The 14,532-nt window shown below is 55.5% G+C and carries 16 protein-coding genes and 2 tRNA genes; 17 read left to right on the top strand and 1 reads right to left on the bottom strand.

Going from position 1 to position 14,532, the window contains the following annotated elements:
• Positions 1–55: 55 nt before the first annotated feature.
• The 17 genes from aspS (at position 56) to nadA (ending at position 12,889) form a co-directional block, all read left to right on the top strand.
• Positions 56–1,819: an aspartate--tRNA ligase gene (gene aspS, locus H1S06_RS06550; RefSeq protein ID WP_181738418.1), complete on the top strand. Its 1,764-nt coding sequence runs from the start codon at positions 56–58 to the stop codon at positions 1,817–1,819.
• Positions 1,820–1,921: 102 nt separating this feature from the next.
• Positions 1,922–2,659 (top strand): YebC/PmpR family DNA-binding transcriptional regulator, encoded by a 738-nt coding sequence (locus tag H1S06_RS06545; RefSeq protein WP_181738416.1) that lies wholly within the window; start codon positions 1,922–1,924, stop codon positions 2,657–2,659.
• 131 nt (positions 2,660–2,790) lie between these two features.
• A complete protein-coding gene (gene ruvC, locus H1S06_RS06540; RefSeq protein ID WP_181738414.1) occupies positions 2,791–3,309 on the top strand; it encodes a crossover junction endodeoxyribonuclease RuvC in 519 nt (172 codons plus the stop codon).
• Positions 3,310–3,331: 22 nt separating this feature from the next.
• Positions 3,332–3,961 carry a Holliday junction branch migration protein RuvA gene (ruvA, locus tag H1S06_RS06535; RefSeq protein ID WP_181738413.1) on the top strand — a complete coding sequence of 210 codons (630 nt, stop codon included), beginning with the start codon at positions 3,332–3,334 and terminating at the stop codon, positions 3,959–3,961.
• Positions 3,962–3,971: 10 nt separating this feature from the next.
• Entirely contained in the window at positions 3,972–4,979 is a 1,008-nt protein-coding gene (gene ruvB / locus H1S06_RS06530; protein WP_181738411.1) for a Holliday junction branch migration DNA helicase RuvB, read from the top strand.
• Positions 4,980–5,092: 113 nt separating this feature from the next.
• Positions 5,093–5,449: a TraR/DksA family transcriptional regulator gene (locus H1S06_RS06525; RefSeq protein ID WP_181738409.1), complete on the top strand. Its 357-nt coding sequence runs from the start codon at positions 5,093–5,095 to the stop codon at positions 5,447–5,449.
• Between the two features lie 74 nt (positions 5,450–5,523).
• Positions 5,524–5,955 (top strand): tol-pal system-associated acyl-CoA thioesterase, encoded by a 432-nt coding sequence (gene ybgC / locus H1S06_RS06520; protein WP_181738407.1) that lies wholly within the window; start codon positions 5,524–5,526, stop codon positions 5,953–5,955.
• Positions 5,955–6,635: a protein TolQ gene (gene tolQ / locus H1S06_RS06515; protein WP_181738405.1), complete on the top strand. Its 681-nt coding sequence runs from the start codon at positions 5,955–5,957 to the stop codon at positions 6,633–6,635. Before ybgC ends, tolQ begins: the two co-directional genes overlap by 1 nt.
• 8 nt (positions 6,636–6,643) lie before the next feature.
• Complete coding sequence (tolR, locus tag H1S06_RS06510) at positions 6,644–7,060, top strand: protein TolR (protein WP_181738403.1); 417 nt, start codon at positions 6,644–6,646, stop codon at positions 7,058–7,060.
• Between the two features lie 8 nt (positions 7,061–7,068).
• Positions 7,069–7,977: a cell envelope integrity protein TolA gene (tolA, locus tag H1S06_RS06505; protein WP_181738401.1), complete on the top strand. Its 909-nt coding sequence runs from the start codon at positions 7,069–7,071 to the stop codon at positions 7,975–7,977.
• Between the two features lie 2 nt (positions 7,978–7,979).
• Positions 7,980–9,278, top strand: a complete 1,299-nt coding sequence (gene tolB, locus H1S06_RS06500) for a Tol-Pal system beta propeller repeat protein TolB (protein WP_181738399.1) — start codon at positions 7,980–7,982, stop codon at positions 9,276–9,278.
• 96 nt (positions 9,279–9,374) lie between these two features.
• The gene (gene pal, locus H1S06_RS06495; RefSeq protein WP_181738397.1) at positions 9,375–9,917 is read left to right on the top strand and encodes a peptidoglycan-associated lipoprotein Pal; all 543 of its coding nucleotides are present in this window, start codon (positions 9,375–9,377) and stop codon (positions 9,915–9,917) included.
• Between the two features lie 3 nt (positions 9,918–9,920).
• Positions 9,921–10,739, top strand: coding sequence for a tol-pal system protein YbgF (gene ybgF, locus H1S06_RS06490; protein WP_181738395.1), 819 nt, complete (start codon positions 9,921–9,923; stop codon positions 10,737–10,739).
• Positions 10,740–10,754: 15 nt separating this feature from the next.
• The gene (gene queC, locus H1S06_RS06485; protein ID WP_181738393.1) at positions 10,755–11,435 is read left to right on the top strand and encodes a 7-cyano-7-deazaguanine synthase QueC; all 681 of its coding nucleotides are present in this window, start codon (positions 10,755–10,757) and stop codon (positions 11,433–11,435) included.
• 58 nt (positions 11,436–11,493) lie between these two features.
• Positions 11,494–11,569: transfer RNA gene (locus H1S06_RS06480), tRNA-Lys, on the top strand.
• 40 nt (positions 11,570–11,609) lie between these two features.
• Positions 11,610–11,685: transfer RNA gene (locus H1S06_RS06475), tRNA-Lys, on the top strand.
• Positions 11,686–11,845: 160 nt separating this feature from the next.
• Entirely contained in the window at positions 11,846–12,889 is a 1,044-nt protein-coding gene (gene nadA / locus H1S06_RS06470; protein ID WP_181738390.1) for a quinolinate synthase NadA, read from the top strand.
• Between the two features lie 149 nt (positions 12,890–13,038).
• On the opposite strand, the gene H1S06_RS06465 is transcribed toward nadA, so the two are convergent.
• A complete protein-coding gene (locus tag H1S06_RS06465) occupies positions 13,039–14,484 on the bottom strand; it encodes a M48 family metalloprotease (protein ID WP_181738388.1) in 1,446 nt (481 codons plus the stop codon).
• Between the last annotated feature and the right edge of the window lie 48 nt (positions 14,485–14,532).

The raw sequence follows: 14,532 nt of genomic DNA, 5'->3' as shown, positions 1-14,532 counted from the left end.
TTATAATTCCCGCCTTTGATTTCCATGTTGCATTCGGATACAGGAACAGGACACTATGCGCAGCCATTATTGCGGCGACCTAAGAGCAGACCATATTGGAGAAGACATCACCCTGAGCGGTTGGGTTCACCGCCGTCGAGATCACGGTGGCGTTATCTTCCTTGACCTTCGTGACCGTGAAGGGATTGCCCAGGTTGTTTTCGACCCGGATCGTGAAGAAAGCTTCAATTTGGCTGACAGTGTGCGCAGTGAGTATGTGGTTGAAGTGCGTGGCACCGTACGTGCGCGTCCGGAAGGAACCATCAATAGTGAGATGGGTACCGGTGAAATCGAGGTGCTGGGCAAAGACCTGGTCATTCTGAACAAGGCTGAAACACCTCCATTCCAGCTGGATGAGCATCAGCAGGTGGGGGAAGATGTCCGTCTGCGCAATCGTTTCATCGACCTGCGCCGTCCTGAAATTCAGCGCAAGCTGCGTTTCCGTTCCCAGATTACCCACAATATCCGCAATTATCTGGAAGAGAACGGCTTCCTTGATATTGAAACGCCGATTCTGACCCGGGCAACCCCGGAAGGCGCACGTGACTACCTGGTGCCGAGTCGTACTCATGAAGGCAGCTTTTTTGCACTGCCGCAGTCCCCGCAGTTGTTCAAACAGCTGCTGATGGTGTCCGGTTTCGACCGCTACTACCAGATTGCCAAGTGTTTCCGTGACGAAGACCTGCGTGCCGACCGTCAGCCGGAGTTTACCCAGATTGATATCGAAACTTCGTTCATGGACGAAGAGGGTATCATGGGAATGACAGAAGACATGATCCGTAAGCTGTTTGTAGAGCTGCTGGATGTGGATCTGGGGGATTTCCCGCGCATGCCGTATTCCGAGGCCATGCAGCGTTTCGGCTCGGACAAGCCTGATCTGCGTATCCCGCTGGAACTGGTTGATGTGGCAGACCTGTTGCAGGAGATCGAATTCAAGGTGTTTGCAGGTCCCGCCAAGGATCCGAAGGGCCGTGTCGCTGCCTTGAAGGTGCCGGGTGGCGCTGAGCTGACCCGCAAGATCATCGACGAATACACCAAATTCGTCGGTATTTACGGTGCCAAGGGGCTGGCCTGGATTAAGGTCAACGAACTGGAAAAAGGTGCCGAAGGTCTGCAGTCTCCGATCGTCAAGTTCCTGGGCGAAGATGTCGCCATGAAGGTAATGGAGCGCCTGGAAGTCCAGAATGGCGATATTGTCTTCTTTGGCGCCGATAAGGAAACTGTCGTCAACGAAGCTTTGGGTGCGTTGCGTATCAAAGTCGGTGAAGACATGAACCTGATCGAACGCGAATGGGCACCTTTGTGGGTGGTCGACTTCCCGATGTTCGAAGAAACCAGCGATGGTGGTCTGACTGCACTGCACCACCCGTTCACTGCACCCAGCTGCACGCCGGCGGAGCTGCTGGAGCAGCCGGAGGGCAAGCTGTCTCGCGCCTACGATATGGTGCTGAACGGTACCGAGCTGGGTGGCGGTTCCGTGCGTATTCATGACCAGGATATGCAGCGTACTGTGTTTAAGGTGCTGGGTATCAGCGACGAGGAAGCGGAAGAAAAATTCGGCTTCCTGCTCAATGCGCTGAAATTCGGTGCTCCGCCGCATGGTGGTCTGGCGTTTGGTCTGGACCGCCTGATCATGTTGATGACCGGCTCTTCCTCTATTCGTGAAGTCATTGCCTTCCCGAAAACTCAGAGTGCGGCCTGTCTGCTGACCGATGCGCCGGGAGAAGTCAGTGCGACTCAGTTGCGCGAGCTGAATATCAAGCTGCGTAAAACCCCCTGATTGCGCACCCGGGGCGACCAGTTGAGTCGCCCCTTTTCATTGCACGACACGCATTAGGATCACAGGGCTTTGCAGGCCCTGCAATCAATCGAGGATGTTTTAATGGCAGGTCATTCCAAGTGGGCTAACATCAAGCATCGTAAGGCAGCGCAGGACGCCAAGCGAGGCAAGATATTCACCAAGCTGATTCGTGAGCTGACAGTTGCAGCCAAGGAAGGTGGTGGCAACCCGGAAGACAATCCACGTCTGCGCGCAGCTGTCGATAAGGCGCTGGGTGCCAATATGAAAAAGGACACCATCGAGAAGGCTATTGCCCGTGGTGCCGGCGGTGCTGATGGTGACAACTATGATGAGCTGACCTATGAGGGCTACGGTCCCAACGGAGTGGCAATTCTGGTTGAGGTGATGACGGATAACGTCAACCGTACCGTGTCTCAGGTGCGTGCGGCCTTCAATAAGGCGGGCGGCAACCTGGGGACTAACGGCTCGGTCGCGTATCTGTTTGAAAAAAAGGGGCAGATCACGTTTGGTGAAGACGCCGATGAAGACGCCATCATGGAGGCGGCCCTGGAGGCCGGTGCCGACGATGTGGTGACAAACGATGATGGCTCCATCGATGTGTTTGCGCCCTGGCAGGAATTCATGGATGTGAAACAGTCACTGGTGGATGCCGGGCTTGAGCCCGTTTTTGCGGAAGTTGGCATGATTCCGTCCACCAGTGTTGAGCTGGATGTTGAGACCGGTTCCAAGGCGCTGAGGTTGATTGATGCGCTTGAGGATCTCGATGATACCCAGAACGTGTTCCATAATGCCGATATTCCTGAAGAGGCAATGGAATAACATCGACACTGTCAGGTGCAAGAAACCGGGGGAAACCCCGGTTTTTTTTGGGCAAAATGTGGCGTTTTAGTGTATAAATGTACAGCATTGATGTTTGGCCCTCTGTGTTTTCGGAGTATTGAGATGAGCCTATGCTGATCTTGGGTATTGATCCCGGTTCGCGTATTACCGGTTATGGCGTCATTAATGTGGTCGGAACGCGTATCGAGTATGTGGCCAGTGGCTGTATTCGTATCAGTGGCGATGTGCTGGCGGAACGATTGCAGCAGGTTTTTGCCGGTGTGACGGAGATCATCGAGCGCTATCAGCCACGGGAAATGGCAATCGAGCAGGTGTTCATGTCGAAAAATGCCGATTCGGCGCTCAAGTTGGGTCAGGCGCGAGGCGTAGCCATTGTGGCTGGCGCCAACCAGTTACTGCCGGTGGCAGAATATGCGGCGCGACGGGTCAAGCAGTCGGTAGTCGGTAATGGCGGTGCAGACAAGGCGCAGGTACAGCATATGGTAGCACACCTGCTCAAGCTGCCCGGACTGCCACAAGCGGATGCGGCTGATGCGCTGGCGATTGCGCTCTGTCATGCTCACACCAATGCGGGCCAGGTGCCGCCGGTACGCAGTCGAAGTCGCAGCAGTGGTCGCTGGCGTTTATGATTTTTATGGAGACAGTTGATTCGTGATTGGACATCTCAGAGGTCGAATTCTGGAAAAACAGCCGCCCTGGTTGCTGCTGGAGGTCAATGGCGTAGGGTATGAGGTTGAAGCCTCGATGAATACCTTCTACAAATTGCCGGAGCTGGGGGCTGAGGTGGGGCTTCATACCCACTTTGTCGTGCGTGAAGATGCCCAGTTGTTATACGGCTTTGCCGATTATCAGGAAAAATTATTGTTTCGTGCGTTGATCAAGGCGAATGGTGTGGGGCCCAAGCTTGCCTTGTCGATTCTGTCGGGCATCAGCGCGGAGGCGTTTATTCGTACCGTACATAACGAGGATACCACTGCTCTGGTGAAGGTCCCTGGTGTGGGCAAGAAAACTGCGGAGCGCCTGATAGTGGAAATGAAGGATCGCTTGAGTCAATTGCAGTTGCCGACTCTGACAGAGCTGGAGTTGAGTTCGGGGAATATGCCCGCAGTAGAGGCTGTGGTGGTGGATTGTCGCGCCGAAGCGGAAAGTGCCTTGATTGCTTTGGGTTACAAGCCGCAGCAGGCGACACGGGCGATCGAGCAGGCGATACAGGTGCTTGGTGAGGGAAGCGGGACTGAAGACCTGATTCGTCAAGCGCTGAAAGCCATGGTGACCGGTTGAGGAGTGCGGCATGAAGATAGAAGCGGACCGTTTCATTACTCCCTTGGCGACGCCGGTCGAAGAGGTAAATGATCGTGCGATTCGGCCCCGATTACTGGCCGACTATGAAGGTCAGCCAGCCGTGCGAGAGCAGATGGAGATCTTCATTCACGCGGCGCGAGCCCGTGAAGAGGCGCTTGATCATACGTTGATTTTCGGGCCGCCGGGTTTGGGGAAAACCACGCTGGCAAACATAATTGCTCACGAAATGGGGTCTCAGATCAAGACCACATCCGGGCCGGTGCTGGAAAAGGCAGGAGACCTGGCGGCCTTGCTGACGAACCTGGAAGCGGGAGATGTTTTGTTTATTGATGAAATTCATCGCCTGAGCCCGAATGTTGAAGAGGTGCTATATCCGGCCATGGAGGATTATCAGCTCGATATCATGATAGGTGAGGGGCCTGCTGCGCGCTCTATCAAGCTGGACTTGCCGCCATTTACCTTGGTGGGCGCAACGACCCGTGCGGGGTTGCTGACATCGCCTCTGCGCGACCGTTTCGGTATTGTTCAGCGGCTGGAGTACTACTCGATTGGTGATCTGACGGGTATCGTGATGCGTTCGGGGTTGCTGTCCGGCACTGACGTCGATGAAGAGGGGGCGCGTGAGATTGCACGCCGTGCGCGCGGGACACCGCGTATCGCCAACAGACTGTTAAGGCGCGCTCGTGATTTTGCCGAGGTCAAGGGTGATGGTTGCATTACCAAGGCGATCGCGGATCTGGCTTTGAATATGCTCAATGTGGATGAACGCGGGCTGGACCATATGGATCGTCGCCTGCTATTGGCGATGATCGAGAAGTTTGGGGGCGGGCCGGTGGGGGTCGATAGTCTTGCGGCAGCAATCAGCGAAGAGCGAGATACGATTGAAGACGTATTGGAGCCCTATCTGATCCAGCAGGGCTTTATTATGCGTACGCCACGTGGCCGAATTGTGACAGACCATGCCTATGTGCATTTTGGCCTCGAAAGGGCTGACTGATATCAAGGGTTGCTTACCTTGTCGGGAGGTTGAAGGCAGAGGTGATAAGGATCAACTTTTAACCAGTGCGCGCGCAGTACCATGATGAGGTCCACTAAACGGAGGCCTTTGAAATGGCAGCAGTACTGAGTCGCGATGAGTTGGAAAACATGGCGGGAACGCTGCATGAGCTGCTGGAATCGCTGCATGAAGAGCTCACGGATGAGTTGAACGAAATTGAGCATGTGCGGCATCTGCTCAAGCGTCAGGTGCCGGGACAAAGTGGCAAGCAGACTGCGCTTGAAGTGGCGCGCCGGCTGAACCTGGAGCATATGCGCCACCACCTGGATGCGATTGCGGGCTGTAATCGTGCACTGGAAAGAATCAACCGGGGTCGATTCGGGCGTTGCTCTCACTGTGGTGAAGCCATCGAATTGAACCGCCTGCGAGCCGACCCTCTGGTGGAGACATGTCTGATCTGCCAGGGTTGAGGCTTTGTTTTGACACGGGCTGCTGTTATTGTTTGTGCCGATTTTAAACCTTAAACCGGATTTGGGTTGTTGGCATGCCATTTCAGTGGCCAATACGTGTTTATATTGAAGATACCGACTTGGGCGGTATCGTGTATTACGTCAATTATCTCAAGTTTATGGAGCGGGCGCGCACCGAGCTGTTGCGTCAATGTGGCTACTCCCAACAACAGCTGGCTCAAGATGATGTGCTGTTTGTTGTTACGGGAGTAGAGGGGCGCTACTTTAAACCGGCCCGACTTGATGATGAACTTCTGGTTAGCGTGATCGTCGAACGAGCATCTGGCGTGCGCGTTACCTTTCAGCAAAAAATTATCCGTGCTTCAGATTCTGTTCTGCTTTGTCAGGCTAAAGTAGATGTTGCCTGTGTGTCCGCAGAGCGGCTCAGGCCGCAACGCTGGCCAGCCCAAATGCTGGAGCGACTGATGTCGAATTTCGTTCAACAGCTTATCCCTGAGGAGAAATGATGGAAGACAAGCTGTCAATTTGGAGTCTCGTGTTGAACGCGAGTCTTGTTGTTCAATTGGTAATGCTGCTACTGCTGCTGGCTTCGTTTCTGTCATGGGTCATGATTTTTCAACGTAACCAGGTGATGCGCAAGGCGCGTCGCTCGCTGCGCCAGTTCGAGGATCGATTCTGGTCGGGGGTTGATCTGGGTGAGCTGTTTCGCGAGGTAAACCTGACACCCAACGCGGGGAGTGGTGCTGAGAATATTTTTCGGGCCGGCCTCCAGGAATATACGCGCCTGACTCAAAAGGCCGGGAATGATCCTGAAATGGTCATGAATGGCGTACAGCGTGCAATGCGTGTTGCCATGGCTCGTGAAGAAGAGCGCCTGGAACGTCATTTGCCATTTCTGGCGACAGTGGGGTCAACCAGTCCCTACGTCGGCCTGTTTGGCACTGTGTGGGGTATCATGAACGCCTTTCGCGGGCTGGCGAATGTGCATCAGGCCACTCTGGCATCCGTTGCGCCGGGTATTTCGGAAGCACTGGTGGCAACGGCGATTGGCTTGTTTGCAGCCATTCCGGCAGTGATTGCATTCAACCGTTTTTCGGCTCAGTCCGAAGGTCTTTTGAACGCCTATGATACTTTTGCCGACGAGTTCTCCAGTATCCTCTATCGCCGCGTTCACCGGGCTGCCTGAGGCCAAGCATGATTCGTAAAGAGCGTAAAAGACGCAAGCTGAATTCAGAGATCAACGTTGTCCCCTATATTGATGTGACGCTGGTGTTGCTGGTGATCTTCATGGTGACGGCCCCGATGCTGACTCAGGGTGTGAGTGTTGAACTACCCCAGGCGGCTGCCGAGCCGGTAGAGGATCAGAATGAAGAACCGGTCATTTTGACGGTGGATGCCGAGGGGTTGTACTACATCAATGTGGGCGGTGACGAGAAAACAGCAATTACGCGTAATGAAGTTGCCGAGCGTGTCGGCAAAATTCTCGCATCGGCTCCTGAAAAATTGTTGTTGGTACGTGGCGATAAATCGGCCAATTATGATCAGGTTGTGCAGTTGATGGTGCTGCTGCAGCAGGTTGGGGCCAAGAGTGTTGGCCTGGTAACGGAATAGGATCGCCAGTGGAGATCAGAAGTTATATTGTTCCGTTTGTGCTGGCACTGGGGGTGCATGCCGCTGTCTTGGCTCTGCTGAGTACCCATTGGATGGGGCATGATGAGCCCCAGCGCAAGGTGCCCCGGCATATCGAGGCGCAGATGATTGATCTGACCGCCTTGGCGCGGCGTGAGGCGGAGCAGGCGCATATTGCTGAAGAGCGGGCTCGTGAAGCCGAGCAGGCGCAGCAGGCCGAGCGCAAGCGGCAGGAGCGGGTGGCAGCCGAACAGCGCCGCCAGGAACTGGCTAAACAGCAGGCCGAGGCTGAGACGAAGCGCAAGGCGCGGCAGGAAGCGGAAAAGAAACGTCAGAAAGAGCAGGCAGCGCAGCGTGCTGCCGAACAAAAGCGTCAGGCCGAGCTGGAGGCGAAGCGTAAGGCGGAAGCCGTCGAGCGCAAGCGCAAAGCGGAAGAGCAGGCGCGGCGTCAGGAAGCAGAGGTTAAGCGCAAGGCGGAAGCTGCCGCAAAAGCGGCAAAAGAGCGTGAGCGGAAACAGGCACAGGCTGAAGCTGAATTGAAGCAGGCCTTGGCTCGTGAGCAGAAAGCGCGGGAAGCGGCTGCCAGACAGGCCTCACAGGCCGTGATAGGCGATATTCAGTCCTACATTCAGGCGATGCTGCAGAACGGATGGCGAATCCCCAGTACGGCACGCAATGGCATGGAAGCTGTCGTGACGATACATCTGTTGCCCAATGGTGAGGTGGATCAGGCTTATATCCATACCAGCAGCGGGAATGCCGCTTTCGATAACTCGGCGATTCAGGCAGTGTACCGGGTTCAGCGCTTTCCGAGGGTGGCTGATATTGACCCCATATTGTTCGAACGCCGTTTACGCAAGTTATCAGTTAAATTCAGGCCGGAGGGGCTCAGGTGGTGATTATGAGGCGCGTAGCCGCAGGATTGTTGGTGATGCTGCTGTCGATGATGGCAAGAGCGGAGCTTGTTGTTGAGGTGACGCAGGGCGTTGAAGCGCCAACTGCCATCGCAGTGGTGCCTTTTGGCAATGAGACAGGTAGTGCTCTGTCGGAAGACGTGGCCGCCATCGTGCAGCAGGACTTGCAGCGCAGCGGTTTTTTCCAGCCGATGGCGCGTGAAAACATGCTGGGTTTTCCGGTTCAGCAGTCTGAACTGTATTACCGTGACTGGCGAATTGCCAAAATGGACTACGTTGTCATCGGTCGTGCCGTTTCGGTGGGGGCGAACGATATCAGCGTTCGTTTCGAACTTTATGACGTCTTGCGCGAACAGTCTCTGCTGAGTGAGCAGGTGACGATTACTCGCGACAATCTGCGTGATGGGGCCCATTTTATTGCAGATCGCCTGTTTGAGCGTTTGACAGGGCTGCAGGGGGCGTTTTCTACCCGCATCGTCTATGTAACTGCCGAGCAGTTGGCGCCGGGCAAGCAGCGTTTCCGTTTGCAGTTGGCTGATTGGGACGGTGCTCGTGCCCGGACGATTCTGGAATCATCTGAGCCAATTATGTCACCAGTGTGGTCCATGGACGGCTCCAAGCTGGCCTATGTGTCGTTTGAAACCGGCAAGCCTGCGATCTATGTGCAGTACTTGGCTACAGGGCGTCGTGAGCGTATCCAATCGTTTCCTGGCCTGAACGGCGCGCCCGCCTGGTCGCCGGATGGCAGTCAGTTGGCGTTGGTGCTGTCTCGCGACGGCAACCCCGAAATTTATATTCTCGATTTGCAGAGTCGTCAGCTGCAGCGAGTGACCCGGCACTATGGCATCGATACCGAGCCGAGCTGGGCGCCGGATGGTCAGTCGCTGATTTTTACCTCTGACCGAGGTGGGCAGCCGCAGATCTATCGCCTGGAATTGGCGAACCGAAAGCTGGAGCGTCTGACATTTGAAGGCAACTACAACTCCAGTGGGCGTCTGACTCAGGACGGTCGTTTCCTGGCTATGGTGCACCGCAGTGGCGGGGGCGGCAATGGCTTTGACGTGGCAGTGCAGGATTTGAAAACGGGTCGACTGGATGTGTTGACGCGTTCTGGGATGGTGGAATCACCCAGTATCGCGCCGAACGGCAGCGTGGTGATCTATGCAACTCAGGAAGGGACACGCGGTGTACTGGCGGCGGTGTCGCTGGACGGGCGTGTGCAATTCCGAATGCCCGCCGTTAGCGGTGATGTACGTGAGCCTGCGTGGTCACCCTATCTGCGTTAAGGCAGTAACGGGAGTTTAGTGTAGAAGTGCTAAACTCCCTTGTCTGACTATTATAATCCAATAAATGATACCAATACTTAATACAGGGGATACAACATGCAGGTAGGCAACCTGACCAAATCCGTGATTGTTTCTGCGGCCATGATCTGGGCAGCGGGCTGTAGCACTACTAGCACAACAACTGATGCCGAAGGCATGGGTGCAGGTGCTGGGGCGGGTGAACAGGCTGGCGGCGCCAATAGTTATGGCACGTCTGGTGGCAGTCTGAGCGGTGGTGCCGTTGTGACGGCTGAAGACCTGAAGCAGTTGCGTACCGTGTTTTACTTCGATTTTGACCAGTCTGTTGTGCGTCAGGACGGTTTTGCCGATCTGGAAGCGCATGCACGCTATCTGGCACAAAACCCCTCGGCCTCCGTTCGCCTGGAAGGTCATGCGGATGAGCGCGGTACCCGCGAATACAACATCGCACTGGGTGAGCGTCGTGCCCAGGCCGTTGAGCGTCTGCTGGTCGTGAATGGTGTATCTGCGAACCAGGTTGAAACGGTCAGCTACGGTGAAGAAAAGCCGGCGGTGCTGGGGCACGATGCGGCATCATGGTCCAAGAACCGTCGCGTTGAGCTTAAGTACCTGAGTAAGTAAGCAATGAAAGGTTCTCGCCAGCTATTGATTGCGGCGCTGGCGCTGTCTGTATTGAATGTGCAGGCGGCGCCGGTTACTGTGGTCGAAATTTCAGAGGCCGGAACGGGCGGTGGGGCTGGTGCTCAGCCTCGCCTGTCTGCTCAGAATGAGATGTTCTTCATGCTGCAACAGCTGCAGGATGAAGTGCGCAGTCTGCGCGGAACCATCGAGCAGCAGCAGTATCGTCTGGACCGCTTGGAAAGTCAGCAGCGTGACCGCTACCGGGATATGGACAAGCGGATCGGTTTGCTGTTTCAGCATCTGCCGGAAGGTGCCGGCATGTCGTTGACGGAAGACGCGGGGGCGGCTGCGTCTGTTGAGACCGGCAGTGGTCGCTTGGCCGCATCTGACGAAGTATCGGTTTCCGGCGAGCGAGCGGCGGCTCCTGTTGTGCCGCCTGAAAATGCCAGTGGGGCACAGGAAGAGCAGGCCTATAACGCAGCGTTTGCCAAGGTTCGATCACGTGATTTTGCGGCGGCCGAAGGCGAGTTCAAGGCCTTTGTCGACCGCTACCCGGAAAGCGTTTTTCAGCCCAATGCCTGGTACTGGTTGGGTGAGGTCTACATGGCCCAGCAGAAGACGGCTGAGTCGGAGGCCGCGTTCAACCGGGTGGTTGACCGTTTTGGTCAGCATGGCAAGGCAGCGGACGCACTGTACAAATTGGGCGTGCTGGCGGGCCGGAGTGGCAATACAGCCAAGGCGCGTCAGCTTATGCAACGAGTGGTGCAGGAATATCCGCAGGCACCTGCGGCAGATCTTGCACGTGGTTATCTGAAGCCGTAACAAAGATTGGGACTAATGAAACAAGATGTAAAGCGAGCGGTTGTGCTGCTCTCGGGGGGGCTGGACTCTGCTACGGCGTTGGCCATGGCTCAGGATCGTGGGTATGAGTGTCATGTGCTCAGTTTTGACTATGGGCAGCGCTCTGTGACCGAGTTGAATGCAGCCAGAAATATTGCTGAGCAGTTGGGTGTTGCTGATCATCGGGTGCTGCGCTTGCATCTGGAAGACTTTGGCGGCTCAGCGTTGACCGATACCAGTATCGAAGTTCCTGAAGGCGAAACTGAAGGTGTACCGGTTACCTACGTACCAGCGCGGAATACGGTGTTTCTGTCGCTTGCGCTGGGCTGGGCCGAGGTGCTGGAGGCTGATGCTATTTTTATCGGTGTCAATGCCGTAGATTACTCGGGTTATCCCGATTGCAGACCGGAATTCGTTGCCGCTTTTGAAACGATGGCGAATCTGGCGACGCGTCGTGGCGTGTGTGGTGACCCCATTCATATTGAAGCGCCGCTGATGGATTTGACCAAAGCCGATATCATCCGTGAAGGCACTCGGCTGGGTATAGATTATGCGTTCACGGTTTCCTGCTATCAGGCCGATGATGAGGGGCGGGCCTGTGGTCGCTGTGACAGCTGTCGACTGCGCGCCAAAGGCTTTGTCGACGCCGGTGTGGCCGACAGTACGCGTTATATGTAAAAAATGTAAGAAAAGGGGTTGTCATTCTCCAGAGATGGCGTAAAATGCGCAGCCCATCGGGTCGTTAGCTCAGTTGGTAGAGCAGTTGGCTTTTAACCAATTGGTCATAGGTTCGAGTCCTATACGACCCACCATTACCCTTCAAAAATCAGGCTGTCTGTCTGGTTTCTTTGTGGGTCGTTAGCTCAGTTGGTAGAGCAGTTGGCTTTTAACCAATTGGTCATAGGTTCGAGTCCTATACGACCCACCATTTTATCCTTTTTCTGTTACAGTCAATGTAAGGCAAATGCTCTTGATTCAAGCGATGAGCTGAATCAGAGGGTTAACCCCGGCCCAACTATGGTATAATCCTCGCCCCGTTATTTTTGCCCTCAATGGCATCAACCCGCTGGATGATAAGAACCAGAACTATGTTGAGTAAGCAAGATATTGATGATCGCATCCTGGTACAGGAGCACTTTGCGCATGAGCACCTGCCGCAGCAGATGGGATCGGCTGAAATCGAAGCGTACAAGGACAAGATTCGTCGTCTCTTAATCGAGAAGGATGCTTGTCTTGTTGCGCATTATTATACTGATGACCTGATTCAGCAGTTGGCGGACGAAACCGGTGGTTGTGTCGCTGATTCGCTTGAAATGGCGCGTTTCGGCTCTCGTCATTCGGCATCTACGCTGATTGTGGCTGGTGTTCGCTTTATGGGTGAAACGGCCAAGATTCTGAATCCCGAAAAGCGGATTCTGATGCCGACGCTTGAAGCAACCTGCTCACTGGATATTGGCTGTCCCGCTGACGAATTTGCTGCATTCTGCGACCAGCATCCTGACCATGAGGTGGTGGTGTATGCCAATACTTCAGCAGCGGTCAAGGCGCGTGCGGACTGGGTTGTGACATCCAGTATTGCGCTGCAGGTTGCCGAACACTTGGCGGATCAGGGCAAGAAGATTATTTGGGCGCCGGACAAGCACTTGGGTGAATATATCCGTAAGGAAACCGGCGTCGATATGCTTCTGTGGGATGGCAGTTGCATCGTGCACGAAGAGTTCAAGGCGAAGGGTATTCTGGATCTCAAACAGGTTTATCCGGATGCAGCTGTGCTGGTTCATCCTGAATCGCCGGATGCGGTGGTGGAAATTGCCGATGCTGTCGGTTCAACCAGTCAGTTGATCAAGTCGGCTCAGGAGTTGCCCAATGAAACACTGATTGTGGCGACCGATCGCGGGATCTTTTACAAGATGCAGCAGGCTGCTCCAGGCAAACGCTTTCTGGAAGCGCCGACCGGTGGTTCCGGTGCGGCCTGTCGCAGCTGCGCCCATTGTCCGTGGATGGCCATGAATGGGCTGGATAATATCCTGTCTGCACTGGAAAATGGCACCGATGAGATTCTGGTGGATGAGGACCTGATGGTGCGCGCACGTCGACCACTGCAGCGAATGCTGGACTTCTCGGCCAGTTGAGCAACGAGGCTGCACAGTCTTGTGCCCGCCGGTATCCTGAGCTACCGGTGGGCGTTTGACATTCGTCACCATTTCCAGACTCGCGGCATGACGCCGCTTCAACCAGTCGGCTGTTCGGGCCGTTGTTTCTCGTGTCTCGCCTGCGAGAGTCAGAATTGTTCTTTCATTTCCTTTCGCAGCGCGAGAGCCTCCTGCTCACGCTGGTCCAGACGGGCTGTGTCGGAAGCGGTCAGCCCTGTTCCACGACGTGCATAGGTGATCTGCTTAAGTGCCAGATCCAATTGGGCAGTCAGCATGAAATACTCGATACGTGCCTCATGAACACCCAAGGTATTGCCTGCCAGACCTTCCGTTTCGGCAATCTGAAACCAGAGCTCGGCGTCGGTAGGGAAATCGCGGGCCAGTGATTTGTACTCTCGCAAGGCCGGTTTTAGCTGGCCGTTACTGCGCAGTGCGCGTGCATGTAGTGTGCGTGCGGGGCGACTGTCGGGATAGAGCGCCAAAAGGGTGCGTGCCAGTGTCAGGGCCTCGGCGGGCTGCTCGGCATTGAGCAAACCGTCGATACGACTGAATTCGACATAGGGGTGCTGACGCAGTGTCAGTGGCATCTGTTCGTAAGTGCGCAGGGCAAGCGTAGAGTCGCGACTGGCTATGGCGGCCAGCATCAGACCATAGCGACTGTAGGCATTGGGTGTGCGGTCGAAAGCGTTCTGAAAGTGTTCCAGAGCGCTGCCGGGAGAGGCGGCAAAGTGTACATCCATGCGAGCCTTGATCAGAGAAAATTCAATGCTGGGCGGTGGTGTCGTGACAGGGGGAAGCTGGCTGGCACGGTTCAGTGAATCGGCAATACGTGATTCGGTCACCGGATGTGTAAGCAGGAACTCGGGGGGGCGTTGGCCGTAGAACTGATAGTTGCGTTGCAGACGGCCAAACATCTGCGGCATGGTGTGTGGGTCAAAGCGGGCTGAAGCCAGTGTTTGCATCCCGACGCGGTCTGCTTCCTGTTCATTGCGGCGGCTGAAAGCGAGTTGGTTGTGGGCGGAGGCTCCCATGGTCGAAGAGATGACGGCCATGCCGCCGCGTGTGTCGGCTGCAGAGACCAGAATGCCGGCCAACATGCCAGCCAGCATCAGGGGGCGGTTGCGGCGCTCTTCTTCCAGGCGCTGGGCATAGTGGCGCTGGCTGAGGTGTGCCAATTCATGCGCAATCACCGAAGCCAGTTCACCTTCGCTTTCGGCAGCCATGATCAAACCGCCGTGGACACCGATCACGCCGCCGGGCACGGCAAAGGCGTTGAAGCTGGGGTTGGCCAGCAGAAACAGTTCGAGTCGCCGATCTTGCACCTGACTGTGGGGCAATAAGCGCCACAGCAGGTCCTCAAGATACTGGTAGGTGATCGGATCATCTAGAATGGGGGCTTGGCCACGCAAAATGCGCGCCCAGTTGCGACCGAGACGATATTCGTCTTCCAGGCTGACGACGGAGGATGTGCCGTCGTTGAGAAGGGGCAGGTTGAAGGGCTCTTCGGCGCGTCCTGGAAATGGGGCTGTCAGTAACGAAATCAGTACGCTGCCGATGGTGATGCGTTTGAGCATTGCGGGTGCCTTCCGAATTATTCTGGCATGGGTTTAATGATATAGTGC

The sequence above is a fragment of the Marinobacterium marinum genome (assembly GCF_013868415.1).
GTDB lineage: Bacteria > Pseudomonadota > Gammaproteobacteria > Pseudomonadales > Balneatricaceae > Marinobacterium > Marinobacterium marinum.
This window is presented reverse-complemented; position numbering and strand designations above follow the sequence as displayed.